Here is a 26,738-nt window from a genome sequence, read left to right on the forward strand (position 1 = left end):
ATTAATTCTGAAACCCGTAGCCACTCCAGATTCATTGGTCGGTCAGGAGATTTAATATGGACTATGATCTGGCAGTAATCGGGACAGGAACAGCGGCGATGGTATGCGCGATGCGTGTAGCGAAAGCCGGTAAAAGCGTTGCGGTTATCGATGAGAAACCCTTTGGCGGGACTTGCGCACTTAGGGGCTGCGACCCCAAAAAAATGTTGGTGGCCGGCGTCGAAGTGATCGATGCGAAGCGACGCATGGCTCCCCACGGAGTTGTAGGGGACGTCCGGATCGACTGGCCCGAACTTATCGATTTCAAGCGCAGTTTCACTGATCCGGTGCCAGAAAAGCATGAGCAGCGATACAAAGAGGGTGGCATCGCCACGTTGCATGGCACCGCAAGTTTTTCCGGCCCCAATCGGCTGCGCGTAGGGGAGCGAGAATTGACCGCCAGCAATTTTCTCATCGCCACGGGGGCCAAGCCAAGGCGTCTCGACATTCCGGGCGAAGAACACCTCGTCGATAACGAGGACTTCCTCTCGCTGGCGGTCTTACCAAAGCGAATTGTCCTTGTCGGCGGCGGCTACATCGCTGCCGAGTTTGCACATATCGCTGCGCGCGCGGGGGCAAAGGTTACCGTGGTGCAGCGTGGACCCCGAATGTTGACTGGCTTCGAGCCGGAACTGGTGGAATGGCTGATGGATGCCTTTGATCGGATCGGAGTTTATGTGGAGACTGGCTTGAACGTCGCTGCGATCGAACAGCGAGGTGACGACTATGTCGTTCACGCCGAAGGTGACGGCAGGGCAATGCAATTCGATGCCGATCTCGTGGTTCACGCTGCAGGGCGGGTTCCTGCCCTCGATCGACTCGATCTCGATGCGGCGGGCATAGCTACCGAGAATGGCAGGCTTAGCCTGAACGACTTCCTGCAAAGCGAAAGCAATTCGGCAGTCTATGCAGCGGGCGATGCTGCTTCGAACGGACCCATGCTTACTCCGGTATCGAGCCACGATGCGAAGGTGGTTGCGGCCAACCTTATCGAGGGCAATCACAAGAAGCCCGACTAGACCGGGGTGCCAAGTGTCGCTTTCACGCTTCCTCCCCTCGCTCGCGTAGGGTTGAGCGAAGAGGAGGCGAACGAGGAAGGCCGAAGCTTTGAGGTTAAGTGCGGTCGCGCCTCGGATTGGTTTACCGCAAGACGGGTCGACGAACCCGTTTATGCCTACAAGACATTGGTCGAAGACGGTTCGGGTAAAATCCTCGGCGCCCATCTCGTCGGGCCGCATGCGGACGAGGTGATCAACATTTTCGGCCTCGCGATTCGGCACGGGCTGACGGTGGAGGATCTAAAGACTACCATGTTCGCATATCCGACGGGCGCTTCGGATATAGGCTATATGCTCTAGCCGACCGGCTCCTCCAGCATATCGATCACTGCACAGTCGCTCACATGCGAACCGGAACATCGGTCGACGGTGGAGGCCAGCAGCTCCTCGAGCCGCTTGAGGTCTTTTATCTTCCGGCGCACGTCTTCGAGGTGGTGCACCGCGATATCGCGCACTTCGTCACAACAAGCGTCTTCCGGGCCGCCCATATCGAGCAGCGCGCGAACTTCTTGGGGTGAGAATCCCAATTCTCGTGCTCGCTTGATGAACTTGAGCGATCGCAGATGCCTGTCGCCGAACACCCTGTGTCCGCCTTCGGTCCGCCCAGATGTTTCAAGCAAGCCGACCTTCTCGAAGTAGCGGATGGTTTCGATATGCACCCCGGTTTTTCGAGCGAGTTCGCCGATCGACCAATTTGCCATGTCGAATTTCCTTGATCCTGTAGTAGCTACAGGTGGCAATAGGCCACGGATCAACGGAGTTCAAACGTGACCGACCGAGTTTTTGATGAAATTGAAGCGGCGCAACCGGGCGAGCGCGTTCTCGCTGTGAGCAGTGCCTTCACCGGTCTGGCCGCATTGATTTCGGGCGCGGCCTGCTGCGTTTTGCCTTTGGCACTGGCAGCCTTCGGAATCGGGTCGGGGGCTTTAGGCTTTCTCGTCCCCTACCATTGGCCGCTGACCATCGCCGCCCTTATCATCCTCACGCTCGCCTGGGTGTTTCACTTACGAATATCGCGCAGCTGCGCGATGGATAATTGCGAAGCCTCATCGCGGATCAAAACGACTAGGATCGTCCTGATTGCTGCGACGGTTGTTATCTTGATTTCGGCCTCATGGGAATTGTTCGAACAACCGCTGATGCGGTGGATAGGAGGCACCTGATGCAGATCTGTTCGACCATTACCTGTCCCGAGTGCGGTCGGTCCACGACAGAGAGCATGCCGACAAATGCGTGCTGGTTTTTCTACACCTGTCCGCACTGCCAAGTACGCTTGAAACCGCTTGAGGGCGATTGTTGCGTGTTCTGCTCGTTTGGTGATGTACCATGCCCGCCGATCCAAGAGGCCCGAGAAGAGGGGCGCGAATCTTCCTGTTGCGGATAGCAAAGCCGATATTGTGTACCGTTACCGTTCAATTCGGTGGGCTACGGAGCGCGATGCCAGACCAAGCGCGATGAGAGGGACAACGATCCACATTACGATCGGCACTATGCCGATACCGAGAAGGGTGGGCATTCTCGCAGAATATCTCCACCCCCAAGCTGCGCCCGTTGCGAAGTGCTCCACCACCAGCGTGATGACCAATCCTGTCACAAGGAAGGCGATGACCGGCTTTCGGTTACGGCTACTTAGCCAATGGCGATCGTTCACGGTCCATGATGCAACGAAATAGGCAAATACCATAATGCCCGCGTCACCGAGTGAAGCGAGGCTGCAATTGATGGTTGTTTCCCATGCTGAGAGACGGCCCATCGCATAGAACGGCATCTGCAGCATTTCCCAGAGGAACGCGATCAGGTAGCCGTGAATCGCCAGCCAGGTTTCGGGTCTATCGAGTTTCTTCACCGCTTTCATCAGGCGGGCTGTTCTGCGACGCCGTCGCTGGTCGACAATCGCAGACCGCGCAGTCGCAGCGCATTGGCAATCACCGAGACTGACGACAGGCTCATCGCTGCTGCCGCGATCATCGGGTTCAGCAATAGCCCGAAAGCCGGGAACAGCACCCCTGCGGCGACCGGGATGCCAAGCGTGTTGTAGGCAAAGGCGAAAAACAGGTTTTGCCGAATGTTGCGCATCGTCGCCCTTGACAGGACGATAGCTTGCACCACGCCGGTCAGATCGCCGCGCACCAGCGTTACGCCGGCACTTTCGATCGCGACATCGGTGCCGGTTCCCATGGCAATACCGACATCGGCCGCTGCGAGCGCTGGGGCATCGTTGATACCGTCGCCTGCCATGGCGACCCGGCGTCCTTCGGATTTCAGCCTCTCGACCTCGCGGTGCTTGTCTTCGGGCGAGACGTTGGCGTGAACCTCGTCGATGCCCATTTCCTGCGCGACCGCTTCGGCAGTTCCGCGGCTGTCACCGGTCAGCATGACCACGCGAATGTCGCGCGCGTGCAATGCCGCGATGGCGTTTGCGCTGGTGGGTTTGATCGGGTCCGCCACGGCAATCAGACCAGCGGGCTTCCCGGCAAAAGCGACGAACATTACCGTCTGCCCCTTCGTCCGTCCGGCTTCGGCCGTACCCAGCCAGCTTTCGTCGCTGATCCCGACCCGGCGCATCATCTTTTCGTTCCCGATCGCGACCCGGCGACCGTTCACGTCCGCTTCGACACCCTCGCCCGTGGTCGAGGCAAGATCGGTCGCGTCTGCTGGCGACACCCCTCGTGACCGCGCGCCCTCGACTATCGCATGAGCCAAAGGATGCTCGCTACCCATCTCGACCCCGGCGACCGCGGCAAGAAACTCGGCTTCGTCGATGCCCTCGACAGGATTCACCGCCACCAGATCGGGCTTGCCCATCGTCAAGGTGCCGGTCTTGTCGACTACCAGCGTATCAATCTTCTCCAGCGTCTCCAGTGCTTCGGCATTGCGGATCAGGATCCCGTGCTGCGCGCCCTTACCCGTCCCGGTCATCACCGACATCGGCGTCGCAAGACCCAATGCGCACGGACACGCGATAATCAGGACCGCGATCGCGTTGACCAGTGCATAGGTTAGTGCGGGAGCGGGACCCCATATCGCCCAGACGGCAAATGTGACGACGGCGACCATCACCACGGCGGGCACGAACCAGCCTGCGACTTGATCGGCCAAACGCTGTATCGGTGCGCGGCTACGCTGCGCCTCGGCCACCATCTGGACGATTTTGGACAGCATGGTGTCCTTGCCCACGTTGGTCGCCCGCATGATGAACCCGCCGGTCTGGTTGACCGTCCCGCCGATCACCGTGTCGCCAGCGCCCTTCTTCACCGGAAGCGGTTCCCCGCTGACCATTGATTCGTCGATCGCGCTCGACCCTTCCTCGATCTCTCCATCCACGGGAACCTTATCTCCGGGGCGAACACGCAGTCGGTCGCCGGACTCTAGCTCGTCGAGCGGCACCTCCCGCTCGTCACCGCTCCCGAAGATTTTCACGGCTGACGGCGGTGCCAACTCGAGCAGAGCTCGCAATGCGCTCGACGTCGAACCGCGAGCTTTCAGTTCCAATACCTGGCCCAGCAAGACCAGCGCGGTGATGACCGCTGCCGCTTCGTAATAAACACCCACCCGTCCGGAATGATCACGGAAGGCCGGCGGAAAGAGCTCGGGCATCGCGGTCGCCACCAGGCTGAACAGATAAGCGATCCCGACGCCGATACCGATCAGTGTGAACATGTTGAGGTTGCGTGTTTTCAGCGACTCCCACGCGCGGACAAAGAATGGCCAGCCGCCCCACAACACCACCGGAGTGGCGAGCACGAACTGCGCCCATTGCGCCCGGGCAGGTTCGATCAACTGATCGAAACTGAGCCATGGGATCATGTCGCTCATCGCATAGACAAAGAGCGGCAGCGTAAGCAGCGCGCTCCACCAGAAGCGGCGGCGCATATCGACAAGCTCGGGATCGGGCCCGTCATCCAATGACACCGTTTCCGGTTCCAAAGCCATGCCACAGATCGGGCAGGAGCCCGGGCCAGTTTGGCGGATCTCGGGATGCATCGGACAGGTGTAGATCGTGCCCTCGGGCATATCCTCGACGGCGTTCAGGTGCTCGCCCGACAAGTACAGTTCGGGATCTGCACGAAACTTATCATGGCAGCGCGATGAGCAGAAATAATGCTGGACATTGTCGTGCTCAGTGACGTGTTTCGCACCGTCGATCTTAACATCCATGCCGCAAACTGGGTCGACCGCGATACCCTCAAGGACCGGCTCGCCGCCCCTATCGTTTGCGTGTGACCTGTCTTCGCTCATGGACGCCTCCTTCTTGAATTTCGCCGGAGGTCTCGCGCCAATTAGATCGGGCGCGAGACCCCCATCTTCCTATGTAACCCTGCAATTCGACGGATCCGAAGGAACGACCGCTTGCAGCTTAACTGGCGCAGTTCGAAAATCCACGGAACCCGAGTTCGTTTGAAGCTCCAGATATCCGGACAACCATCGTAGCTTCGTCATCAGTTCCTTCGCCTTCACGCATCTCGACTGTCAGGCCCTCGCCGGTGAAAGATTGGTCCTCGGTCGCGGGAATCATCACTAGCTTCCCATTCAGCTTGAGGGTGCCCTCCCGTTTGGTGCCGCCATAGACGAAGGTCGGGTAGCCCACGCGGTCCATGCGAAATACGCACCGCCCGCCCGTACCACCGATGCTGGCCACATCCGCTTCGGTCAAAATGCCGGGGTAAAGCGACCCGGGAGCGGCATTGGCGAGCGCAGACGCCGCATTCTCCTGCGGTGCGGCTTCCGGTGGAGATTCCAAATCTGCGCGGCGATCATTGCCCGGCGCGGAATTCGAGTTACAAGCTGCCAGTCCCAGAGCGAGCAGGCCAATCGTAATTGTTTTTGTCATTGTGCTTGCTCCTGTACTTTTTCGGTTGGTCGTGGGCCGTTCTCGGAAATATCCTCGATCAGGTAGCGCATCTCAGCAATTTCGCGACGCTGGGCGACAATAATGTCCTGTGCCAGCTTTCTGACACGTGGATCTCGTAAATTGGAGCGTTCGCTGGTCATAACGGCGATGGAATGATGCGGGATCATCCCCTTCATATAATTGATATCTGCAACTGTCGTCTGCGAACGAACCAGCCACAGGGCGAGCGAAAATACGACTGCGGCAACCCCGAGGATGATCAAGTTCTTGCTGATGTTGCCATACATTGACCACATGAATGCGAGCATGATGACAGCCATGACAGCGCCCATGACAAATGCCATCCAGAAGCGTGTCTCGCTGAAGAAGACGTGATCGATGGAATAGGTGTTCAAATACATCAGGCCGTACATGACGACGGTCGAGGTCGCGATCATCAGCATGAAGCGAACATAATTCCCTCCACCGCCAGAATGGGTTTTCGATTGATTCATTGTTTGTCCCCTTTCTTTGTCATGGACCAGAAAAGCTGCGCCGAGCAGCTGATAAGCGCGAAGCCGGTGAGTGCTTCAACACCTGCTATGACCCGCAGGTGTTGGGTCGGGTAGATGTCCCCAAGACCAAGCGTGGTGATATTGATCAGCGAGAAATAGAAGTAATCCATCCAGCCCATCGCGGAGACCTTGTCGAAGCTGCCAAGTCCCAATTCATTGCCGAACCAGAAACCGCCACCAAACCAAGCAGCGACGATCAGGTGAGAAAATAATACCAGCAAGGAGACAGCGGCTTTGGTCGCAACGCTGTCGCTCTTGCCGAGCCAATCATGGCCTCGCTGCAAGATTGACAGGTGCGAGAGTATCGCACCCAGGAACAGTGCTGTCGAAAGAAGGAGGGCCGTGATCAAGCGCTCTTCTCCCGTCCGGAAAACGCGTAGAGCGGCACGATCAGGATGGCGATGTACCAGCCATAAAGGAAGCTGCCGATAGCTCCTGCGATAAAGCCTTGCCAGGTTATCCACTCAAAGCCGGGCAGGAGTGGAGCCCAGGCTTCATGCATGTGGAAACGGTCGGGAGAAAGCAGGCCAAAGCCCACGCAGATCAGATAACTCAGCAGCAGGAAGGTGCCGAGTGTCCACCCCCACCTGACGATTGTTTTTCGCTTCGATCCAGCAATCACGGCTTATCTCCCTCCTTAAGCGCACTGGTGCAGGCGGACAGTGCAACCAACCCTAGCGTTGCTGCAGCTCGGCGCATCCTGCGCATTGGCTCGTCTGGAAAACTGAAATTCATTCGCGCCCCTCTTGCATATTGTCCATGTCGCGTTCGGACATTGATCCCATATCGTGACCCGCATGGGGATCGGGCGGTCCGGTGACCTCTGGTTCTACTGGGGTAAGCGGTGGAATTGCCGGGCTTCCGGAAGATGCAGGCAATGGCCGAGGATTGGCTGCGGTCGCGGGGCTGCTCGACGGCTCGGACGTGACTGTCGCCGGTCTGCTTGCGCTTCCCGGGATAGAGCCATTCTCGCCAGACTCAGGTACAACTTCTGAAAGCACGTCACCGTCAGGTGCGACAGCACCGTCGCTCTCTGCCAGCGGCGCAGATTGCTGGTCGCAGGCAGCGAGTCCGAACAGTGCAGCGCCGAGTAGTAAAGCCGCGGGGGTCTTAGAGAATGGGCCAGATGTCATGGAATTTCCTTCAGAGCCAAGAGAGGCCAAGGTGGTTTTGTCCCTGCGCGAGCTCACCGCCAAGAAACCCTTGGACGAGGATAAGGAGGGTCATGAGAAGCAGGCCTGCCCGCAGCGAAGTCCTCGTGGCACTTGTTCGCCTCACAATCAGAACAAGCGCCAGGCCAAGGATAGCGATTAGCATTCCGTTCCATCGGTGAATTTGCATCACCGTGTCGCCGCCAAACCATAAGCCGGTGTGTATCCATCCGAAGGTTGCCGCGAGTATCCCGCCAGCGGCGCCGCCATAGATCAGAACACTAACGGCAGGCTCCACAGTGTCCTTGCCACGAAGCACAAACAGCTCAGCCAGCGCCGCCATCAGGAACAGGGCCACCGGGAAATGCACAGTGGCTGGATGCAATTTGGTCAAAAATGCGAAGAAGCCTGCGTTGTCGCTTTCGTGTTCACCTGACTTACTGCCAGCGTTTCCTTCGCCCGGGACGGGTTCGCCTGGTGCAATCTGCGAACTGTGCATGCCCTCCATGCCTGCCATCTTGTCCGGTTGCGCGGGCACCTGCGCGCTTGGCGTTTCACCGTGAACTTCGTCGCCGTGCGCAAGAGCCGGGCTAGCCGAAAGGAACGCTGCGCAAATGAGCATGAAGATATGAGCTAATTTCATTTTGACTGTTGGTCTTTCACGGCGGGTTAACGGGCCTTATGCTTGCTGTTACGCAGCCCGTGCGGCCTTCCCTCACCAAAAATTTTTGAGGGAAGCTGGCTGACGGGACGTAATGGAAACGATTATCAAGCGAAGGGTCGGCCACCGCACGTGACACAAAAACTGGAACCTGTTCTGCATGCTCTTGCGAACGACACTTCATTGGATGTGTCGAGCAGCGGACTTATGGAAGGCGTGTGGGAACGCGTGGGCGCTGCGACAGCGCGGCGGGAACGCACGATGCGAAGCGCACTTTTCGTGGGCCTGTTCGTAATTGGGCTGGGCGTCGGGACACTGACCGTACAGCCGTCGGTTTACGCGAAGGACGCCTCGTACCTGGTTTTCAACGACGCACGACTTTCGCCCGCAGCATTGCTGCATGTCGATTCATGAAGCATTTGAAACTGCAGATCGCGCTGGCCATCTTGTTCGCCGCCTTGGCAGGCTTTCTGGGCGCGACAGCAGCCGAAAGATGGTTTGCTCCAGAACAAACCGGCGGCCTTCACGAATTCGTACACGAACAGCTCGAACTTAATCCAGAGCAGGAATCCTTGCTGGACGAGCTTGAAAAGCGTCATGCCCTAGAAAACGCGCAGCTCGAACTGGAAGTGCGACGCGCGAACGCGGAGCTGGCTGCAGCGATGGACAAGGAACATGAATACGGACCTGAAGTCAGTGCCGCTATCGACCAGGTCCACGCCAGCATGGGTGAATTACAGAAAGCGACCATCCGCCATGTGTTCGCAATGCGCTCCATTCTCGATCCGCAACAGCAGCGCGAATTCGATCAGCAGGTTTCCCGGTCGTTGACCGATTCACCGCCGGAATGACGGCGGGGTGTCCCGAATTCCCCACGCCCAGGAATCTGAACTGGTCGCCATGGTCATCGCAGGCGATCGCCGCGCATTTACCAATCTTGTGGAGCCACATCTGCCTCGATTACTGGCAACATCCCTCCGGATGGTGGGCATCCGTGAAGAGGCTGAGGATGCCGTTCAAAATGCGCTGGCATCGGCTTGGATCGCGCGTGCGCGTCTTGACCCGAGACGACCCGTGCTTCCAATTCTCACCACGATCACGCTGAACAAATGCCGTGACAAATTGCGCCGAAGAAAGGCGGCCCAGTTTTTGGGCTTTGGCAAATCGTCATCTTTTGAAATCGTTGCGGACGAGACCCCCTCGCCGGAAGTGGAAGCGTCGGACAGGCAATTTTTGCATGCCGCCTATGCCGAAATTCAGAAGCTTCCCCTGCGTATGCGCGAAGCGCTCATACTCGTTGCAATAGACGGCCGCAGTCAGAAAGAAGCGGCGGTACTGCTAGGCATTACCGAGAAGGCCGTGGAAGGTCTGGTCTATCGAGCGCGTAACACACTTAGAAAAAAACTTGATGTCGCATGAGGGGAAGGAGGATCGAGCGCGTAACATCCAGCATATGAAATTTGCAGGAAATCACATGCTGATGATGAACCGAAGAGGTCTTCTGGGTGCAGGGGCCGGCGCTGCTGGATTGTTGGGTGCCGCGGCCATCACACCCGCCTGGGCCCGCGGAGCAAGCCTGGATGGCCGGCACATTCGCGCCGGGTTCGATGAAGTTTCCGGAGGATCGATCGACCTCACCATCGGAGAGGGACCGCGCGTCGTGCAAGGGCGACGCGGCCATGCCATAGCAGTCAATGGCAGCGTGCCTGGTCCGCTCGTACGTTTGAAGGAAGGCGAGGCAGTACGCCTCAACGTTACCAACACGCTAGACGAGGATAGCTCGATCCATTGGCACGGCCTTTTGCTCCCGTTCCAGTTCGATGGTGTTCCAGGCGTGAGCTTTCCCGGAATAAGGCCGGGGGAGACCTTCACTTATGACCTTCCGCCCATCCGTCAAACGGGGACCTACTGGTGGCACAGCCATTCAGGCTTGCAAGAACAGGCGGGCCATTATGGACCAATCGTCATTGAACCGGCCGGTCCTGATCCGGTGCAGGCCGATCGCGACTATGTCCTGCTGCTCAGCGAATTTACGCCGATGCATCCGCACACGATCATGGACAAATTGAAGAAAGGCGAGGGCTATTTCAACTACCAGCGGACTACCTGGACAGATGACTACCCATTGAGCGGCGAAGATCGCCGTATGTGGGCGGAAATGAGGATGATGCCAACGGACATCCTCGATGTGACAGGTTCGACCTACACATATCTGGCCAACGGACATGGTCCGATGGAGGGCCTCGAGTTCCTCTTCAATCCCGGAGAACGGGTACGCATCCGAGTAATCAACGGGAGTGCGATGACCTTTTTTAACGTCCGCATTCCCGGCGCCCGCATCCATATCGTAGCAGCAGATGGGCAGAATGTGCGCCCGGTCCCGGTCGAAGAGTTCCAAATCGGCACGGCGGAAACCTATGATTTTATCGTTGAGCCAACCGGCGAAGCTATGACGATCGTAGCTGAATCTATGGACCGATCGGGCATGGCGGTAGCGACCTTGGCAAGTCGGCCCGGTGCGCGCGCGCCGGTCCCGGCACTTCGTGATGCGCCGCTTCTCACCATGGCCGATATGGGCATGAGCGGAATGGATCACGGCGCAAGTGGTGAAATGGACGGAATGGATCATGCAGCGATGGGACACGGGCCTCAAAATCCAGGTTCCACGCAGCAGCCTGAACAGCTGGAAGCGATGAATATGGAAGGCATGAACATGCGCGACACTTCCATGCTGCCGCCGGATGTCGAAGTCGGGCCTGGAATTGACATGGTCGCCATGAACCCGGTGGACCGAACGGGAGATCCAGGCATTGGATTGGACAAGGTTCCACATCGGGTTTTGACCTATCGCGATCTCGTCGCTCTTGAGCCCAATGACGATTTGCGAACGCCTTCCCGCCAGATGGAGATCCACCTGACCGGCAACATGGAACGGTTCATGTGGTCGTTTGACGGCAAGAAGTTCTCATCCGTTAGCGAAGACCCGATCCGCTTTGCTTATAACGAGCGGGTGCGGGTCAAGCTCGTCAACGACACAATGATGGCTCACCCGATCCATCTCCACGGCCACTTCTTCGAATTGGTCAACGGGGCGCCGGCCGACCGACAGCCACAAAAACACACGGTTATAGTGCAACCGGGCGGTAGTGCCTCATTCGACCTGACAGCTGACGAGAGCGGTGACTGGGCTTTTCATTGCCACCTCCTCTATCACATGCACGCCGGCATGTTTCAGATCGTGACCGTAGCTCCGCAAGGCGATGCGCCGGAGCAAGAGCGCGTGGGAGAGCACGGATGAAAACCCTGCTTGCAATCCTGCTCATCGGTACCGCGACGCCCGTTATGGCCCAGCATGCCGGCCATACGATGCCGGACCCGGAGCCAACACCCGCCCCCGCACAGGTAGAAACGCCCGATCCGGATGACACTGACCATTCCCAAATGGACCATTCAGCGATGGGGCATGACACTGGCCGGGTGGCACCTCCAGATGATTCAGTCAGGGAAGCAACTGATCAACCTGCCACGCACGGTCAATCGCAGATGGATCACGGCACGATGACGATGCCCATTCCCAGTTCGCCGCCACCCGCCTCGGCCGGATCAGGCCCGCCGCGCGCTGCCGATGCGATCTGGGGTGCAGATGCAATGCGCGCCAGTCGCGCTCAACTTCGCCATGAACAAGGCGGACAGACTTATTTCTGGTTTCAGGGCGATCGCGTCGAGTATCGAGCTCGCGAAGGCGGGGATGGCTACCTGTGGGACGTCCAAGGTTATTACGGCGGGGATATCGACAAGTTTTGGTTCAAATCAGAGGGCGAAGGCAGCTTCGGTGAAGAAATCGAAGGGGCCGAGGTGCAAGCGCTTTATAGCCGCGCCATCGCTCCTTTCTTCGATTTGCAAGCGGGGGTGCGGCAGGATTTTGCTCCCCGCGACCGGACTTATGCAGTCATCGGGATCCAAGGTCTCGCCCCTTATCAATTCGAGATCGATGCCGCTGCATTTCTGTCCAGCAAGGGTGATCTGACAGCGAGGATCGAAGCCGAACTGGACCAGCGAATAACACAGCGGTTGATCTTGCAGCCGCGCGCGGAAGTGAACTTATCGGCGCAGGACGTACCCGAGCTTGGGATTGGATTCGGCCTCGATACGGCTGAGCTTGGAATTCGTCTTCGATATGAATTTGCCCGAGAATTTGCGCCATACATTGGCGTCGAGCAAGAATGGCGGGTCGGCCAAAGCGCCGATTATGCCCGCGCCAATGGAGAAGACCCGAGCGTAACAAACTACGTCATCGGTTTGCGGTTTTGGTTCTAAAAAGAGGAAATATTATGCGTAACAAACTGCCCATAAGCGTGGCCGCTCTGGTCATGATCGCAAATGGCGTGCCGGCAATGGCGCAGTCCATGGATCATTCAGCACATGCCGAACAGGTAACTACGAAGCCGATGGACCATGCCGCGCATATGGCTGCCATGAACGATGATATCGCCGGAGCGGAAGCAGCGCTCACCTCCTACCGTCAAGCGCTGACAGCGCGCGATGCGGATGCCATGGCCGCGCTGTTTGCCGAGGACTCCTTCATCTATGAAAACGGCAAAGATGAAGGCAGCTTCACGCATTATATGGAACATCACCTCGGCCCCGAACTTGATGCGATTACCAGCTTCACCTTTGGCAATCCCACTCTTGCGGTGACGCGAATGGGGCACATGGCGTTTGGCCGCGAAACATACACTTACCGGATCGAACTTGCCGACGGACGCGTGATCGATCGCGAAGGCGTTGCCACCTCGGTTTTGACTCACGACGCTGATGGATGGAAGATCGTTCAGTACCATTCCTCTTCGCGCGCTCCGAGATAACCGCGATAACTCTACCGTGCGCGATTTGATGTCAGGTCGACCGCTCCCGGTTGGAACGCAGGCGGTCGGAATTCGCAGGTTGCGTGGCCCCAAATATCGACCGAGATCTGCGCCATCGAAGGGGGCGAAAGCTGGAACAGGCAAGCGGAACCCGGCTGCGAGGCAAAGGTTGGATTGTCGTATTCAAAACACCCAAAGGAAAGCCACGATGGACCGCGCGCAAATTGACGAGAACCTCTCCCTGCTGACATTCCCGCCCGCAGCAGACGACCTTCAAACCCTTGCGGACGATGGTTTCAAATCGATTGTCAATTTGAGGCAGGCAGGCGAGCAAGGCGAAAAGCTGAGCCCGCAGGCCGAAGCGGAAGAAGCGCGCGAAAACGGATTGGATTACCTTCACTATCCCGTTTCTCCACCAGATTTGACGGCTGAGAACGCGAAGGACTTTGCGACCAGACTTGTACAGCTTCCCCGTCCTGTGGCCATTCACTGCGCCAGTGGACGTCGGGCTAGCTTGATGGGTCTTGCGTCCTGGGCGCTTCAAAACGAGGGTGACGCCGCCACAGCAGCGAAAAGAGGCGGCGACGCCGGGCTGGAAATCAGTGAAGGTGATTTACTGCCACTGCTCAATGCAAATGAGGCAGGCGCGCAATGATTTTCAGGCAGCTCGTCGAACCGGAATCGTCGACTTACACCTATCTGATCGGATGCGAGAACACCGGCAAAGCCGTTTTACTCGATCCGGTAATCGAGACGTGCGACAGGGATATGGAGGCGGTCACTGCCCTAGGCCTAACCCTGTCTTTCACACTCGACACGCACATCCACGCTGACCACATCACGGGAGCGTGTCGGCTACGAAGCCTGACCGGGTGCAAGGTTGCCTATCCGGCTGATGACAATCTTTCTTGCGCCGATGTTGAAGTGAGCGAGGAAGCGCCGTTGTCCGTCGGCGAACTGACCATTCGCGCCTTGTTCACCCCCGGACATACCGACAAGCATCATAGTTACGTAATAGAGCAAGGCGGCCATACGCAGGTCTTCACCGGCGATGCGCTGCTCATTGATGGATGCGGTCGCACCGATTTCCAGAACGGCGATTCCGCGACCTTGTACAAGTCAGTTCGCGAAAAGCTGTTCGCTTTGCCGGAAGATACGCTGGTCTACCCCGCGCACGATTATTCAGGCCGCCGGGTCTCGACCATCATGCAAGAGCGTACGCGCAATCCTCGATTGAACGACGAAATTTCGCTTTCCGAGTTCCAGCGGATCATGGCCGAACTCGACTTGCCCTATCCCAAGAAGATCGATGTCGCCGTCCCTGCCAATTCAAAGTGCGGTGACTGCGTGGAAGAAGCGGTTGAGCATCTGCATAAGATCGGCGGAAAATCGCCGCAGGGCTAATACCCATCGTTGACCCTTCTTAGCTGTCCACGACGACGAACTGCCCCATCATTCCGGCATCCTCATGCTCGAGAATGTGGCAGTGATACATATACGGCAAATCCGGGTCCGTGTGTTCCTCAAACCGTAATAGCAGGCGCACTTGCTCGCGCGGGTCGACAATAACCGTATCCTTGTAACCAGTCTCCAATGGCGGCGGAGTTCGGCCGTTGCGGTCGATCACGCGAAACTGCGCGTTATGAATATGAAAGGGATGCGCCATCATCGAAGCATTGGCGATTTCCCAGATTTCCCACTGACCGACGGGCACCCGCTCGCTGATGACATTCATGTCCATGCTGGCACCATTGATAGACATCCCGCCGCCCATCATTCCCATATCGAGCACAAACCGCCGGGTTCGTACTGCAAGTGAAGGGTCGAGTGCTGGTAGCGGAGCAAGCTGCGACGGCAGTTTCCTTTGCGGCGAGGAGTCAGAGGGTCTGATGTCGAGGACGCGGAACGGCTCGTCCATCTCGGTATCGTCGCGGCGTCGGCCCATCATACCGCCGCCGTCGCCGCCCATCATGCCCATCGAATTGTCCGGACTGGTCGCCACAAGGCTGAGAGGGCGCCCCTCGGAAAGATCGACGAGGATCTGCGCCCGCTCACCTGGTGCGAGCCTGAGCGAGCGGACCGCACGCGGACGCTCCAGCAAGCCACCATCACTGGCGATGATCTGCATGGTCTGACCACCGGACAGCGAGAAATCGTAGAAACGAGCGTTCGATCCATTGAGGATACGCAAACGTAACAGGCCGGTCCGAGCGTCAAACACCGCGTTTTGCGTGCCATTGACGTAGAGTCGATCCCCGCGCACGCCCATCATTTGCGCATGCATATTCTGCGGATAGAGGAGCTTGCCGGAGTTATCGAGCACGCGGTCCTGAACGATAAGCGGAATATCATCCACGCCGTATTCGCTCGGCAGGTCCAGCGCGTCCTCTTCATCATCACGGACATAGATCGGCGCGGCAAGACCAGCATAGACCTGCGGTCCCGTGCCGCGATGCAGGTGCGAATGATACCAATAGAGAGAGGCACGCTGGCGAACTTCGAAAGACGGGCTCCAGCGCGCGCCGGGGCGGATAAGCTGGTGCGGTCCGCCATCCGCAGCGGCGGGAAGCTCGAACCCGTGCCAGTGGACTGTCGCGCCGTCGTCCAAGCCGTTGTCGACATGCAACCGGACCCGCTCGCCGCGGCGCATCTCCAATGTCGGACCAAGATAAGGCGCGTTTATACCGATCGTAGGCGAAACGACCCCGGGAACGAATTCCTTCTGCCCCGCGGATATCGACAGTCGAAAGACCCGTTCGCCTTGTTCGACAATTCCCTGATTGAGCTCGGGAATGGCGAGCGGATTGGCGCCGGCTCCATCGGCACTAAACAGCGAATTTTGCGCTTCGCATGCAGACAAGGGAAGTGCCACGAGGCCGGCAGCCGCTGTGCCAGCCCGTCGCAGCAAGGCACGACGGTTGAGGCTGGATGCAATCGACCACTGGTCCATCTTACTTGCTCCGGAGATATTTGATCAGCGCAGCGATGCCCAACACCAGCAGCATGGTCAGCAATAAGCAGAACAGACCCATGATCCCCATCATGGCCGCTGGCATGTCACCATTCATCATCGAACTTTTCCTAATTATACCGGCCCCGGAATACGATCCGGGGCCGGTTCGCAAATTACTGCTTGGTGATCGAAGTGATCGTGTTGCCGCCTTCACCGGTGGTGAAGTCGAACGAGATCGTGTCGCCAACCGCCACGTCCTGACGCAGCTGCTCGTCGGCGTCGAACGCCATCGTCATGGCGGGCCATTCGATCGCGGGGACAGCGCCGTGATCGACAGTGATCGTTCCTGCATCGGCATCGATGGCGGTCACGGTTCCTTCCGCACTGGCGGTCTGCATCGCGCTATCCGATCCCATCATAGGCATGTCGCCATCGCCCATCGGCATCTGACCGTCTGCCATCTGGCCGTCCGCCATGGCCGTGTCGTCCATCATTTCGGTGTCGTTGCCGGAGCCACACGCGGCGAGTGCCAAGGGCGCTGCCAGCAAGGTCACGAGGGTTGTAATACGCATTCTTCTTCTCCTTCGAGGGGTTTGGACCGATTGGTCCGGGGACGCCGCATCATCAGATAGGCGGCGGGAAGTACGAACATTGAAAGCAGCGGAGCGGTGATCATCCCGCCGATCATCGGGGCCGCAATACGGCTCATCACCTCGGATCCGGCACCGGCGCCGATCAGGATCGGGAACAGGCCGGCGAGGATAACGGCGACGGTCATCGCCTTGGGCCGGACGCGCAGCAGCGCGCCTTCGCGGATGGCTGCCGATACCTCGTCGGCATCCAGCTCGCCCTCTCTCCGTTCCAGCGCGGCCTTCAGGTAGATCAGCATGACCACTCCGAATTCCGCCGACACCCCTGCCAGCGCAATGAACCCGACGGCGGTGGCAACGGACTGGTTGTATCCCATCAGGTAGAGCAGCCAGAACCCGCCGGTAAGCGCAAATGGCAGCGTGCCCATGATCAGCAGCGCCTCGTCGAAGCGGCGGAAGATCAGGTAGAGCAGCAGGAAGATGATCGCGAGTGTTGCCGGTACGACGATCTGCAACCGCTCGTAAGCGCGCGTCAAATATTCGAACTGCCCAGCATAGGACAGGCTGACGCCGGCGGGCAGATCGACCTCGGCACCGATTGCCTCCTGCAAATCGCCCACCACCGAGGTGAGGTCGCGCCCGCGTACATCGACATAGACATAGCTCGTCGGCCGGCCTTGCTCGCTCTTGAGCATGGGCGGCCCGCTGGTCACGCGGACGTCCGCCACTGTACCAAGCGTAATCTGCTGTCCCGCGGGGGTTAGAACCGGAAGATTGCGCAGCTCATCGACGCTGTCGCGAATCTCGCGCGGATAGCGGACGTTGGCCGGATAACGGGCCAACCCCTCCACCGTACGCGCGACATTTGCGCCGCCGATCGCGCCCGATACAATCTGCTGCACATCGGCGATGTTGAGCCCGTAGCGGGCTGCTTCCAGACGATTGATATCGACATCGACATAGCGCCCGCCTGAAAGCCTTTCGGCCAGGGCCGAACTGACGCCCGGCACCTCCTTCGCAATCTGTTCGACCTGTAGCGCCACTCGTTCGATTTCGCCCAAATCTTCGCCCGAGACCTTGACCCCGATGGGGCTCTTTATGCCGGTGGCGAGCATGTCGATGCGGTTGCGGATTGGGGGCACCCAGACATTGGCGAGGCCCGGAACCCGGACCACGCGATCGAGTTCTTCCACCAGCTTGTCAGGCGTCATCCCTTCGCGCCATTCCTCACGCGGCTTGAAGCTGATCGTCGTCTCGAACATCGTCAGCGGCGCGGGATCGGTGGCCGTATCAGCGCGGCCCGCCTTGCCGAAAACGGTATCGACTTCGGGCACCGTTTTGATCAGGCGGTCGGTCCGCTGAAGCAGGGCCGAGGCTTCCCCCGGTGAAAGTCCGGGAAGCGCGCTCGGCATGTAGAGAAGATCGCCCTCGTCGAGCGGCGGGAGAAACTCGCCGCCCAGCCGCGTAAAAGGCACCAGCGTCGTCGCGAATATCAGTCCTGCGATGACCAGCGTCGCCTTCGGACGCCGCATCACCCAGTCGAGCCCCGGACGATAGGCACGGGTCAGCGCCTTGTTGATCGGGTTGCTGTCTTCCCGCGGTATCTTGCCGCGGATCAGCCATCCCATGAGGACCGGAACCAGCGTGATCGAGAGGATTGCAGCCGCTGCCATCGCGTAGGTCTTGGTGAAGGCCAGCGGAGCGAAGAGCCGTCCCTCCTGTGCCTGCAAAGTGAAGACCGGCAGGAACGAAAGGGTGATAATCAGCAGGCTGAAAAACAGCGCCGGACCGACTTCCTTGGAAGCATCTGCGACGATCCGCCAACGCTCCTCACCCGACATGACCGTATCGGGATTTTCCTCGGTCCATCGCTCGATGTGCTTGTGCGCGTTCTCGATCATCACGACCGCCGCATCGACCATCGCGCCGATCGCAATGGCGATGCCGCCAAGCGACATGATGTTGGCGTTCACGCCCTGGAAGCGCATCACCAGAAAGGCTGCCAGAACACCCAGCGGCAAGGTCACCACGGCGACCAGCGCAGAGCGGGCGTGCCACAGAAACAGCAGGCACACGAGCGCAACGACGACGAATTCCTCGATCAGCTTGGTGGTGAGGTTATCGACCGAGGCATCGATCAACTGCGAACGGTCATAGGTGGTGACGATCTCGACCCCGTCGGGCAGGCTCGCGCGCAGCTGTTCGAGCTTTGCCTCCACCGCCTCGATCGCACCGCGCGCGTCGGCGCCTTGCCGCAGAATGACGATGCCGCCTGCGACTTCGCCCTGGCCGTTCAGCTCGGCGATACCGCGGCGCAGTTCGGGGCCGATTTGCACATTGGCGACATCGCCAAGCGTCACCGGCACACCGCCCGCTTCGGCGCGCAAAGGGATCGAGCGGAAATCATCGAGACTGCCGAGATAGCCCGACGAACGCACCATGAATTCCGCTTCGCCCATCTCGACGATGGAACCGCCTGCCTCCTGGTTGCCTGCCTGGATCGCGCTCACGATTTGGCCGTGGGTCACTCCGAAGGAAGCCATGCGGTAGGGGTCGAGCACGATCTGGTACTGCTTGACCATGCCGCCCACACTGGCGACCTCGGCGATCCCAGGTATAGTCTTCAGCTCGTAGCGCAGGAACCAGTCCTGCAGGCTGCGCAGTCCGGCCAGATCGTGGCCGCCGCTGCGGTCGACCAAGGCGTATTCGTAGATCCATCCCACGCCGGTCGCGTCAGGGCCGAGAGTACTTTCGACTCCGTCAGGCAAGCGGTTCTGGACCTGGTTGAGGTATTCGAGCACGCGCGAGCGCGCCCAGTAGAGATCGGTCCCGTCCTCGAAAATCACATAGACATAGCTATCGCCGAAAAACGAATAGCCTCGCACGGTCTTCGCCCCCGGCACCGAGAGCATGGTCGTCGCCAGCGGATAGGTGACCTGGTCCTCGACGATACGCGGAGCCTGCCCGGCATAGTTCGAGCGGATGACAACCTGTACATCCGACAAATCGGGCAGCGCATCGACAGGAGTGGTCCGCACGGCCCAGAAGCCGGCGAGCGCCAGACCGATCGCCGCCAGAACCACGAACAGGCGGTTGGCAATCGAACTTTCAATGATCCGCGCGATCATTGGCCGGTCTTCCGGATCGAGACGATGCGCGGACCGGTGCTCGCCTGAACGAAGGTAAAGGTTACCCGGTCGCCGCGTTGGAAACCGCGAACCTGGGCCGGACCTTCAGTGGCAAAACCCATCGTCATGGCTGGCCATTCCAGGGCTTCGACCGGCCCGTGCCGCAAGGTGATGCTGCGGGCAGTGATGCGTTCGATCGTGCCGGTGGCTCGATAGGTGCGCGGTTCGTCAGCATCCGCCTGCGTTTCTTTTTCCCCGCCAGTGGTTGGTGCATCATCGATGGGACGCACATCGATACCGGCAAGGCTGGCTTCGGAATCAAGCAGGAACTGCCCGGAGGTAACCACCTCCTCCCCTTCCGCCAGCCCCGCAAGAACTTCGGTCCGACCGCCAGCTTCTCGCCCGATCCGGACTTCGGCAGGGCGGTATCCTCCGCCTTCCTGAGAAATCATAACCAGCGTGCGTTCGCCGGTGCGGATCACCGCCTCCGACGGGATGAGCAATGCTTCACGCCGTTCAGGAGCAATCATGACCTGCGCAAACATGCCCGGTTTCAGGCGAAGCCCGGGGTTGGGCATCGCCGCGCGCACGGTAATCGTCCTGCTTGCCTCCTGCGCACTGGGCAGGATGGCAATGATCCGTCCGGCAAATCGCTCTCCGGGAAAAGCCGTGAGCGTCGCGCTTACCGGCTGTCCCACGCGAGCGCTTCCCGCAAGCGCCTCGGGCACGGCGGCTTCGAGCCAGATTGAGCTATAGCCGCTGATCTCGGCGAGGCTTTGCCCTGCCATCACGGTCATGCCCGGCCTGACACCGAGCGAGGTAATCGCACCCGATTGCGGCGCGGTGACAGTGATTGTCGATTCCGGTCTGCCGCTTCGAGCCACCGAGGAGATCACGCCTTCCGGCATCCCAAGCAGTCGCAGACGTTGACGGGCAGCATTGGTAAGCGCCGCGTCGCCGGTAGCTGCTACGGCAAGAAATTCCTGCTGGGCGCCGCCCCACTCGGGCACCAGCAGGTCGACGATTGGCGCGCCTCGTGCGATAAGATCCTGCGGGGCGTGGCCATACGTCCGCTGAACATAGCCGCCCGCGCGAGGCTGGACGATCGCAACCTCGCTGCCATTGTAGGCAAGCGTGCCAGTTACCGTGGTTTCCGGTTCCAGCACGCCGTATTCGGCCTCGGCAGTGCGAATGCCGAAGTTCTGGACCAATGCGGAATCGATGCTGACACCCTCGCCGGCCTGCGCATCACCGCCCGCGCATTTCGGGACCAGCTGCATATCCATAAAGGGGGATTTGCCCGGCTCGTCGAAGCGCTGATCGGGCACCATCGGATCGTACCAGTAGAGCACTTCTTCGCAGCCGGTATCGGCAGCGGCGTCACCGCCATCGCTACCGCCGCCGAGCATCGACAGACCGTAGCCAGCCCCTAGGCTGACCAAGGCAATACCGGCCGCCGCTGCATAAGAGCGCTGGCGCGGAGAAAGACGTTCGAACACGGCTTTCATGGCCTGTCCTCCCCATAAGTAAGACTTAGAGTTGCAGCGGCTTCGACAGCCATCTGTTCGCGTTCGAGAATCTCGAGTTCGAGCAATGCCAGCGCAGATTTGGCCGCGATCACATCAACGAGGTCGGCGCGGCCAGCAGCGAAGCTGGCGGTTTCGAGTTCGGCACGGTCATGCGCGAGCGGTAGAAGCTCGTCCCTCGCACGTTCCCACTGCTGCACCGCGCTGCGCCACGCAGCCAGATCGGCTTCGAACCGGGCCCTGATCGCTCTCAGGCGATCGACGCGCTCAGCCGAGGCGGCAGCAGCGTCTGCTTCGGCTGCCGCGATGCGCGGGTTCTGCCGCCTGTCGGTGAAGATGGGCAAAGTGACCGATCCCATGACCGATACGGCACTGCCGAAATCGGGATTACGGTGACCATAAGTCACGCTGACACCGAAATCGGGCCGTTTTTCAGCGCGCGCCAGATCGGCTGCAGCCTCAGCACGACGTTGCTCTGCATCCGCCAAGCGCAATTGCGGATTGGCCTCCAACGTGAACCGAAGGCCTTCCGGGTCCACGGTAGCTCGGGGAGCGGCCCCCGCAGCGACAGGCTCGCTTTCGGCGATATAGCGCTGCAGCCGGGCGCGAGCGGTTGCGCGCGCGGCCTCGATCCGGGTAATGGCATCCTCGATTTCAAGAAGCTCACGCCGGATCGCGAGGCTTTCGGCAGGTCTGGCCGATCCTGAAGCCACGGCGCTGACGGCGACCGGAACGAAATCTCTCAAGCCGTCCAGAGCGTCGCGCGCAAGAGCGAGGCGTTGCTGGGCGTAATACAGGCCGATCCAAGCCGTCCCCGCGTCGACGAGGATCGAACGTTCGGACAAGCCAAGACGGGCTTCGGCAATACCGATTTCGGATCCGGCAAGGCCGTATCGCGCTCGCCGCCTGGCAAGGTTGGGAATTTCCTGTTCGACGCCAACCGCAAGCTGCGTCGGCAATTGCGCATACGGATCAAATGCGGCCGGTCCGGTGACCGGCAAGTTCATCACGCCTGCACGAACGCGTGGGTCGGGCAATTCGTCCGCTGCTTCGGCAGCATCGCGCCTCGCCTGTATGCGGAATGCGCCCGCTTCGAGCATGGGCTGTTCCGCCCGCGCCGCCGCAAGGGTTTCTTCATAGCCGACCGACTGCGCTTGCGCAGTCTGAGCGACGAGCAGCGCCGAAAACGGCACCCAACCAATTCGCCAATTCATAAATCTCACTCGTGCAGAGCGAGCTGACAAGACAAAACATACCGCACCGGCGATACCGGTTCGTGCGGTTGCATCGTTCGTCAGTCTCGCAAAAAGCGCAGCGCGCCTTCAGGAAAAACTAGACGGTGAGGATTGGTTTTGGAGGGGGTGATTCCGGTCGTGGTGAATCTGTTTGAAACCACGGGGCCGCAGAAACAAGGTAGCTCGGCATCAAGCGAAGGGGCGCGCCCTCCATTTCAGTCGCTGCCGACAGAGCCAGAGGCGGCAAGCAATTCATGGCAATCACGCAATCGAGCGTCATGTTGGAACATGGTCCTGCAGGATCGCGGGAAGTCTCGCTATCGGCCATCTCGGCACAATCGCTCATCGCCTCCGCCTCAATCTGAGGAAGGGCTGCTGCATTCGCCCCAACCTGGACGAAAAGTCCAAATCCGAAAAGGATTAAGGTCAAGGTACGAATGAACTTCACCGGCCCCAGATAGTCGGGGGCGAGGCGATTGGCAAGTAACGAGTGATGGCGGACGGGGACCAATCAGATCGCCCCGTCCGCATTAACCGCTTGAAATAAATAGTCTTTTGTGACTAGCAGCACCCCGCCGAAGCTGGCTCCGAACTAGCTTCGGATACCTCGCGCACGAGGTCGCCGGTTTCCTTCTTGGCTGCACTTCTGGCGATATCGGCCTGCGCAACGATGCCGCAACATTTGCCCTCGTTATCGACCACAGGAAGCCGACGGACCTGATTGTCTTCCATCTTAGTGCAGCATTCGTCGACGCTGACATCGGCGGTGACAGTAACAGGTGACGATGTCATCACCTCCTCGACGCGTTGATCGGAAGAATTCCCTTTGGCGACACAGCGGCATGCGATGTCCCTGTCGGTCACCACACCCACCAAAGCGCCGGAATCGTCGACAACGGGGATTTGGCCGCAATCATTATCGACCATCAGTAAAGCTGCCTCTTGCACGGTGCTCGATGGATTGCAGCATGCGGGGTTCGATGTCATTACGTCTTGGGCCTTCATGTCGCCTCCTACTCTTCGAAAATTGTAGTTTGATATGACAGAACTACGGTCTCCCCTTACCATGTGTTCCTATTTCAAAGCCGACTCGTTGGTCTTTCGCGCTGGTCCGTATTATCGGCTGCCGAGGAAACCCGAGGCTCGGCAGGAAGGGTGCCGTTAGTTAAATCCAATGCCCGCTCGCTGCGGAAATTGCTCTCGATGTGAGGGAAATCGATCGTTATTTCGTAACAGGGAGAAGGACTGCGTTTTCCCGCACGCTTTCGGGTTGGAAACTCTGTTAGATTGAGGTTTTTAGGCACCGCTCAAGGGTCGTGAGGTCGTTCAAAGTCGAAGCAAGGATCATATCTTGACTGACAACTCCGATAAACCTGTCGTGATCGTTACTGGCTCGAGCGGCTATATCGGCTCAGCCATCGTAAAGAAGCTTGCAGCGAGATACCGCGTGATCGGATTCGACCGCGACGCCGCTCCCCATCCCCCGGCAGAGGCCGAATGCGTCTGTGTCGATGTCACCGACCAGGCGAGCATCGATGCCGCCTTCGAACGCGTTCGAACCGCCTATGGCAAAAGGATCGCCTCCTTCGTCCACCTTGCTGCCTATTTCGATCTTACCGGTGAACCGAACCCCAAATATGACGCGGTGACGGTCAAGGGAACCGGTCGATTGCTCGACGCACTTCAGGATTTCGAAATCGACCAGTTCGTGTTCGTGAGCACGATGCTGGCCCATGCCCCCATCAAGGGCGGCGGGCTGATCGACGAGACCTCGCCGCTGGACACGGATCTGCCCTACCGCGAATCGAAGGTCCGCACCGAGCAGTTGATCCGCGAGAAGCGCGGCGACATCGATGCGGTCTTCGTGCGGCCTGCGGGCGTATACGACGATGAAGGCCATTCGGCGTTTCTGGCACAGCAGGTCGCGCGAATTTACGAGAAGCGGCCGAGCGCCCGCGTCTATCCCGGTGACCTCGACACCGGACAGCCATATTTGCACCTTGAGGATTTGCTCGACGGGATCGAGCGAATCGTCGACCGGCGGAGCGAGCTTCCCAGTGAATGGCCGGTTCTTCTCGGCGAAGATGACGTGATGTCCTATGGCGAACTGCAAAAGTCGCTTGGACGCCTGATCCACGATGAGGACTGGACGACGCGCACGGTGCCGAAGGGCCTCGCCAAGACCGGCGCCTGGGTCGAAAACGAAGTGCTTGGCGAAGAGACTTTCATCCGGCCGTGGATGGTGGACATTTCGGACGACCACTACGAACTCGATCTCAGCAATGCGCGGGAAAGGCTGGACTGGACGCCGCAGCACAGGCTGAGGACCGCCCTCCCGCGGATCGTCGAAGGTCTGAAAGCCGATCCTTCGGCCTGGTACGCTGAGAACAAGCTCAATGCCGCGCGGGTGGCCGGCAGCAATTTCGATGAAGCCGATGAGGCAGAGCCTGCCCCGCTAAGCGAAGATGCTCTGGCGGACCACGCCGGTCACATGCGCAAGATGCATTTCAACATGCTCTGGGTTCATTGGTTTACGATGTTGCTCGGCCTATGGCTCGCGACCACACCGTTTGTCTTCGGGACCTTCGACCAGAGCGAATTTACCGCTGCAGTCACGCGCATAACCGAGGATCGCGATCTCTGGGATCCCGCGCTACGAAGCTGGCTGACAGCCTGGAACGATTTGGTGAGCGGCGTGCTGATCATGATCTTCGCGGCCATTTCCCTTTCGCCGCGCGGAGGCTGGGCGCAATGGGCGAACACCTGTATCGGCATCTGGCTGCTCGGCGCCCCGTTGCTGTTCTGGACGCCCGATGCTGCCGTCTATGCCAACGACACTTTCATCGGCGCACTGGTGATCGCTTTCACCATCCTGGTGCCCATGATGCCGGGCATGGCTCCGGAAGGCATGATGGACGACAGCGACGTGCCGCCGGGTTGGACCTATTCGCCCTCGACCTATGTCCAGCGCATGCCGATCATTATTCTCGGCGCCGTCGGTTTCTTTCTTTCACGTATCCTCACGGCATATCAGCTCGGCCATATCGACGGCGTGTGGGAGCCGTTCTTCGCTTCGCCAAGCGCGCTCAACGGGACCGAATACATCATTACCTCCGATGTCTCCAAGGCCTGGCCGGTGGCCGATGGCGGCATCGGTGCGATGAGCTACATGTTCGAGATCCTGATGGGCGTCATGGGCGGCAGGGCCCGCTGGCGGACCATGCCCTGGATGGTGACACTGTTCGGCATCGTCGTCGTGCCCCTCGGCGTGATCAGCATCTACTTCATCATCATCCAGCCGATCATGATCGGCACCTATTGCACGATCTGCCTCATGGCGGCGGCCGCGATGCTGATCATGATCCCCTATTCGCTCGACGAGCTGGTCGCGATGGGCCAGTTCCTGGTTCTCAACACGCGGCGCGGGCGACCGTTCTGGCGCTCGTTCTTCCGCGGCGACGCGCTGCCAGGCGGCAGCAAGGACTCACATCCCGGTTTCGATGCTCCGCTCGCGGCGATCGGCGGTTCGGCGGCGCGCGGGGTCACGGTCCCATGGACATTGGCCATCAGTGTGCTGATCGGTGCTTTCCTGATGTTCTCCAGGCTCGTTCTTGGGAATGTACCGCCTCTTGCTGACAGCGACCATCTGGTCGGCGCGCTGGTCATCACGGTATCGGTAATTGCCATGGCGGAGGTCGCAAGGCCATTGCGCTTTCTCAACGTCGCGTTCGGTGCCTGGCTCATCGTGGCTCCGTGGCTTATGGACGGAGGCGCCAGTACTGTTGGCAACGTTGTCGGTACGATGCTCGGAGCGCTTCTGATTGTACTGAGCCTGCCAAGAGGGCATCGGAGCGACGAACATTACGGAAGCTGGGACCGGTTCGTTGTTTAGCGGATCGGCATGGCGATGGCGGAGCCAATGCAATAGGATGGTGAGCTTTGGAGCCTATTAATACGGGTAGGCCCGAAGCAGTGTGGCGGGGCGCGCATCCCGCCCTGTGGATCGCCATTTTCGGCGGACTGATTGCCTTCGCCTGGGAAATGTTCCAGCTCCCGTTCTACAGCACTGACGGGCTTGGTCCTGTTGAAGCCGCATACCGATGTGGTCTGGCATCGTTCGGTGACG

The 26,738-nt window shown here is 59.4% G+C and carries 27 protein-coding genes; 13 read left to right on the top strand and 14 right to left on the bottom strand.

Features of this window, described 5'->3' with window-relative positions; genetic code table 11:
- Nucleotides 1-56 precede the first annotated feature (56 nt).
- Nucleotides 57-1,058 carry a dihydrolipoyl dehydrogenase family protein gene (locus GRI55_RS00845; RefSeq protein ID WP_307019689.1) on the top strand — a complete coding sequence of 334 codons (1,002 nt, stop codon included), beginning with the start codon at nt 57-59 and terminating at the stop codon, nt 1,056-1,058.
- A 6-nt stretch (nt 1,059-1,064) separates the two neighbouring features.
- Entirely contained in the window at nt 1,065-1,397 is a 333-nt protein-coding gene (locus GRI55_RS15215) for a hypothetical protein (RefSeq protein ID WP_307019691.1), read from the top strand.
- Here GRI55_RS15215 and GRI55_RS00850 read toward each other — a convergent pair.
- Nucleotides 1,394-1,798: a MerR family transcriptional regulator gene (locus GRI55_RS00850; RefSeq protein WP_160765889.1), complete on the bottom strand. Its 405-nt coding sequence runs from the start codon at nt 1,796-1,798 to the stop codon at nt 1,394-1,396. The two genes, GRI55_RS15215 and GRI55_RS00850, sit on opposite strands and share 4 nt — an antisense overlap.
- 66 nt (nt 1,799-1,864) lie before the next feature.
- Here GRI55_RS00850 and GRI55_RS00855 point away from each other — a divergent pair, with 66 nt between their 5' ends.
- Both GRI55_RS00855 and GRI55_RS15120 read left to right on the top strand, forming a co-directional pair.
- Nucleotides 1,865-2,260 (top strand): hypothetical protein, encoded by a 396-nt coding sequence (locus tag GRI55_RS00855; protein ID WP_156787454.1) that lies wholly within the window; start codon nt 1,865-1,867, stop codon nt 2,258-2,260.
- Nucleotides 2,260-2,481 (top strand): GDCCVxC domain-containing (seleno)protein, encoded by a 222-nt coding sequence (locus tag GRI55_RS15120; protein ID WP_083800450.1) that lies wholly within the window; start codon nt 2,260-2,262, stop codon nt 2,479-2,481. Before GRI55_RS00855 ends, GRI55_RS15120 begins: the two co-directional genes overlap by 1 nt.
- A gap of 21 nt (nt 2,482-2,502) precedes the next feature.
- On the opposite strand, the gene GRI55_RS00860 is transcribed toward GRI55_RS15120, so the two are convergent.
- The 7 genes from GRI55_RS00860 to GRI55_RS00890 form a co-directional block, all read right to left on the bottom strand.
- The gene (locus GRI55_RS00860; RefSeq protein ID WP_006834094.1) at nt 2,503-2,952 is read right to left on the bottom strand and encodes a hypothetical protein; all 450 of its coding nucleotides are present in this window, start codon (nt 2,950-2,952) and stop codon (nt 2,503-2,505) included.
- Nucleotides 2,952-5,336 (bottom strand): heavy metal translocating P-type ATPase, encoded by a 2,385-nt coding sequence (locus GRI55_RS00865; RefSeq protein WP_160765890.1) that lies wholly within the window; start codon nt 5,334-5,336, stop codon nt 2,952-2,954. The genes GRI55_RS00860 and GRI55_RS00865 overlap by 1 nt, the downstream gene beginning before the upstream one ends.
- Nucleotides 5,337-5,454: 118 nt before the next feature.
- Nucleotides 5,455-5,928 (bottom strand): DUF6692 family protein, encoded by a 474-nt coding sequence (locus GRI55_RS00870; protein WP_160765891.1) that lies wholly within the window; start codon nt 5,926-5,928, stop codon nt 5,455-5,457.
- Nucleotides 5,925-6,443 (bottom strand): DUF305 domain-containing protein, encoded by a 519-nt coding sequence (locus GRI55_RS00875; RefSeq protein ID WP_202392307.1) that lies wholly within the window; start codon nt 6,441-6,443, stop codon nt 5,925-5,927. Before GRI55_RS00875 ends, GRI55_RS00870 begins: the two co-directional genes overlap by 4 nt.
- Complete coding sequence (locus GRI55_RS00880; protein ID WP_160765892.1) at nt 6,440-6,853, bottom strand: potassium channel family protein; 414 nt, start codon at nt 6,851-6,853, stop codon at nt 6,440-6,442. The genes GRI55_RS00875 and GRI55_RS00880 overlap by 4 nt, the downstream gene beginning before the upstream one ends.
- Entirely contained in the window at nt 6,850-7,125 is a 276-nt protein-coding gene (locus tag GRI55_RS00885) for a DUF5676 family membrane protein (RefSeq protein WP_160765893.1), read from the bottom strand. The genes GRI55_RS00880 and GRI55_RS00885 overlap by 4 nt, the downstream gene beginning before the upstream one ends.
- A 521-nt stretch (nt 7,126-7,646) precedes the next feature.
- A complete protein-coding gene (locus GRI55_RS00890) occupies nt 7,647-8,297 on the bottom strand; it encodes a DUF2231 domain-containing protein (protein WP_237452365.1) in 651 nt (216 codons plus the stop codon).
- A gap of 150 nt (nt 8,298-8,447) precedes the next feature.
- Between GRI55_RS00890 and GRI55_RS00895 the strand changes: the two genes are divergently transcribed.
- From GRI55_RS00895 to GRI55_RS00930, 8 genes are all read left to right on the top strand, one after another.
- Nucleotides 8,448-8,729, top strand: coding sequence for a hypothetical protein (locus GRI55_RS00895; RefSeq protein ID WP_160765894.1), 282 nt, complete (start codon nt 8,448-8,450; stop codon nt 8,727-8,729).
- On the top strand, nt 8,726-9,166 hold the full coding sequence (locus tag GRI55_RS00900) for a periplasmic heavy metal sensor (protein WP_160765895.1): 441 nt from the start codon (nt 8,726-8,728) through the stop codon (nt 9,164-9,166). The genes GRI55_RS00895 and GRI55_RS00900 overlap by 4 nt, the downstream gene beginning before the upstream one ends.
- Nucleotides 9,167-9,173: 7 nt before the next feature.
- Nucleotides 9,174-9,734 carry an RNA polymerase sigma factor gene (locus tag GRI55_RS00905; protein WP_307019695.1) on the top strand — a complete coding sequence of 187 codons (561 nt, stop codon included), beginning with the start codon at nt 9,174-9,176 and terminating at the stop codon, nt 9,732-9,734.
- 55 nt (nt 9,735-9,789) lie between these two features.
- A complete protein-coding gene (locus GRI55_RS00910; protein WP_160765896.1) occupies nt 9,790-11,613 on the top strand; it encodes a copper resistance system multicopper oxidase in 1,824 nt (607 codons plus the stop codon).
- Nucleotides 11,610-12,632 (top strand): copper resistance protein B, encoded by a 1,023-nt coding sequence (locus GRI55_RS00915; RefSeq protein ID WP_160765897.1) that lies wholly within the window; start codon nt 11,610-11,612, stop codon nt 12,630-12,632. Before GRI55_RS00910 ends, GRI55_RS00915 begins: the two co-directional genes overlap by 4 nt.
- Before the next feature lie 14 nt (nt 12,633-12,646).
- Complete coding sequence (locus GRI55_RS00920) at nt 12,647-13,180, top strand: YybH family protein (RefSeq protein ID WP_237452366.1); 534 nt, start codon at nt 12,647-12,649, stop codon at nt 13,178-13,180.
- Between the two features lie 208 nt (nt 13,181-13,388).
- On the top strand, nt 13,389-13,835 hold the full coding sequence (locus GRI55_RS00925) for a protein tyrosine phosphatase family protein (RefSeq protein ID WP_160765898.1): 447 nt from the start codon (nt 13,389-13,391) through the stop codon (nt 13,833-13,835).
- The gene (locus tag GRI55_RS00930) at nt 13,832-14,584 is read left to right on the top strand and encodes an MBL fold metallo-hydrolase (protein WP_160765899.1); all 753 of its coding nucleotides are present in this window, start codon (nt 13,832-13,834) and stop codon (nt 14,582-14,584) included. The genes GRI55_RS00925 and GRI55_RS00930 overlap by 4 nt, the downstream gene beginning before the upstream one ends.
- 19 nt (nt 14,585-14,603) lie before the next feature.
- Here GRI55_RS00930 and GRI55_RS00935 read toward each other — a convergent pair whose 3' ends face one another.
- The 6 genes from GRI55_RS00935 to GRI55_RS00960 form a co-directional block, all read right to left on the bottom strand.
- Nucleotides 14,604-16,130: a multicopper oxidase family protein gene (locus GRI55_RS00935; RefSeq protein WP_160765900.1), complete on the bottom strand. Its 1,527-nt coding sequence runs from the start codon at nt 16,128-16,130 to the stop codon at nt 14,604-14,606.
- A gap of 176 nt (nt 16,131-16,306) precedes the next feature.
- Nucleotides 16,307-16,705 (bottom strand): copper-binding protein, encoded by a 399-nt coding sequence (locus GRI55_RS00940; RefSeq protein ID WP_202392308.1) that lies wholly within the window; start codon nt 16,703-16,705, stop codon nt 16,307-16,309.
- Nucleotides 16,684-19,851 carry an efflux RND transporter permease subunit gene (locus GRI55_RS00945; RefSeq protein ID WP_160765901.1) on the bottom strand — a complete coding sequence of 1,056 codons (3,168 nt, stop codon included), beginning with the start codon at nt 19,849-19,851 and terminating at the stop codon, nt 16,684-16,686. Before GRI55_RS00945 ends, GRI55_RS00940 begins: the two co-directional genes overlap by 22 nt.
- Nucleotides 19,848-21,359, bottom strand: coding sequence for an efflux RND transporter periplasmic adaptor subunit (locus GRI55_RS00950; protein ID WP_160765902.1), 1,512 nt, complete (start codon nt 21,357-21,359; stop codon nt 19,848-19,850). Before GRI55_RS00950 ends, GRI55_RS00945 begins: the two co-directional genes overlap by 4 nt.
- Nucleotides 21,356-22,591, bottom strand: a complete 1,236-nt coding sequence (locus GRI55_RS00955; RefSeq protein ID WP_160765903.1) for a TolC family protein — start codon at nt 22,589-22,591, stop codon at nt 21,356-21,358. The genes GRI55_RS00950 and GRI55_RS00955 overlap by 4 nt, the downstream gene beginning before the upstream one ends.
- 582 nt (nt 22,592-23,173) lie before the next feature.
- Entirely contained in the window at nt 23,174-23,617 is a 444-nt protein-coding gene (locus GRI55_RS00960; protein WP_160765904.1) for a CBS domain-containing protein, read from the bottom strand.
- Nucleotides 23,618-23,963: 346 nt separating this feature from the next.
- Between GRI55_RS00960 and GRI55_RS00965 the strand changes: the two genes are divergently transcribed.
- Entirely contained in the window at nt 23,964-26,504 is a 2,541-nt protein-coding gene (locus GRI55_RS00965; protein ID WP_050600431.1) for an NAD-dependent epimerase/dehydratase family protein, read from the top strand.
- Nucleotides 26,505-26,738: the final 234 nt, after the last annotated feature.

Source organism: Qipengyuania citrea, assembly GCF_009828015.1.
Lineage (GTDB): Bacteria > Pseudomonadota > Alphaproteobacteria > Sphingomonadales > Sphingomonadaceae > Qipengyuania > Qipengyuania citrea.

What these genes read in the sequence shown, in the direction of transcription:
- GRI55_RS15120 (WP_083800450.1), top strand. Translation starts at nt 2,260, where the DNA reads ATGCAGATCTGTTCGACCATTACCTGTCCCGAGTGCGGTCGGTCCACG.
- GRI55_RS00910 (WP_160765896.1), top strand. Translation starts at nt 9,790, where the DNA reads ATGCTGATGATGAACCGAAGAGGTCTTCTGGGTGCAGGGGCCGGCGCT.
- GRI55_RS00865 (WP_160765890.1), bottom strand. Translation starts at nt 5,336, where the DNA reads ATGAGCGAAGACAGGTCACACGCAAACGATAGGGGCGGCGAGCCGGTC.
- GRI55_RS00945 (WP_160765901.1), bottom strand. Translation starts at nt 19,851, where the DNA reads ATGATCGCGCGGATCATTGAAAGTTCGATTGCCAACCGCCTGTTCGTG.
- GRI55_RS00930 (WP_160765899.1), top strand. Translation starts at nt 13,832, where the DNA reads ATGATTTTCAGGCAGCTCGTCGAACCGGAATCGTCGACTTACACCTAT.
- GRI55_RS00870 (WP_160765891.1), bottom strand. Translation starts at nt 5,928, where the DNA reads ATGACAAAAACAATTACGATTGGCCTGCTCGCTCTGGGACTGGCAGCT.
- GRI55_RS00960 (WP_160765904.1), bottom strand. Translation starts at nt 23,617, where the DNA reads ATGAAGGCCCAAGACGTAATGACATCGAACCCCGCATGCTGCAATCCA.
- GRI55_RS00900 (WP_160765895.1), top strand. Translation starts at nt 8,726, where the DNA reads ATGAAGCATTTGAAACTGCAGATCGCGCTGGCCATCTTGTTCGCCGCC.
- GRI55_RS00845 (WP_307019689.1), top strand. Translation starts at nt 57, where the DNA reads ATGGACTATGATCTGGCAGTAATCGGGACAGGAACAGCGGCGATGGTA.
- GRI55_RS00915 (WP_160765897.1), top strand. Translation starts at nt 11,610, where the DNA reads ATGAAAACCCTGCTTGCAATCCTGCTCATCGGTACCGCGACGCCCGTT.
- GRI55_RS00860 (WP_006834094.1), bottom strand. Translation starts at nt 2,952, where the DNA reads ATGAAAGCGGTGAAGAAACTCGATAGACCCGAAACCTGGCTGGCGATT.
- GRI55_RS00920 (WP_237452366.1), top strand. Translation starts at nt 12,647, where the DNA reads ATGCGTAACAAACTGCCCATAAGCGTGGCCGCTCTGGTCATGATCGCA.
- GRI55_RS00940 (WP_202392308.1), bottom strand. Translation starts at nt 16,705, where the DNA reads ATGCGTATTACAACCCTCGTGACCTTGCTGGCAGCGCCCTTGGCACTC.
- GRI55_RS00850 (WP_160765889.1), bottom strand. Translation starts at nt 1,798, where the DNA reads ATGGCAAATTGGTCGATCGGCGAACTCGCTCGAAAAACCGGGGTGCAT.
- GRI55_RS00955 (WP_160765903.1), bottom strand. Translation starts at nt 22,591, where the DNA reads ATGAATTGGCGAATTGGTTGGGTGCCGTTTTCGGCGCTGCTCGTCGCT.
- GRI55_RS00950 (WP_160765902.1), bottom strand. Translation starts at nt 21,359, where the DNA reads ATGAAAGCCGTGTTCGAACGTCTTTCTCCGCGCCAGCGCTCTTATGCA.
- GRI55_RS00935 (WP_160765900.1), bottom strand. Translation starts at nt 16,130, where the DNA reads ATGGACCAGTGGTCGATTGCATCCAGCCTCAACCGTCGTGCCTTGCTG.
- GRI55_RS00875 (WP_202392307.1), bottom strand. Translation starts at nt 6,443, where the DNA reads ATGAATCAATCGAAAACCCATTCTGGCGGTGGAGGGAATTATGTTCGC.
- GRI55_RS00925 (WP_160765898.1), top strand. Translation starts at nt 13,389, where the DNA reads ATGGACCGCGCGCAAATTGACGAGAACCTCTCCCTGCTGACATTCCCG.
- GRI55_RS00890 (WP_237452365.1), bottom strand. Translation starts at nt 8,297, where the DNA reads ATGAAATTAGCTCATATCTTCATGCTCATTTGCGCAGCGTTCCTTTCG.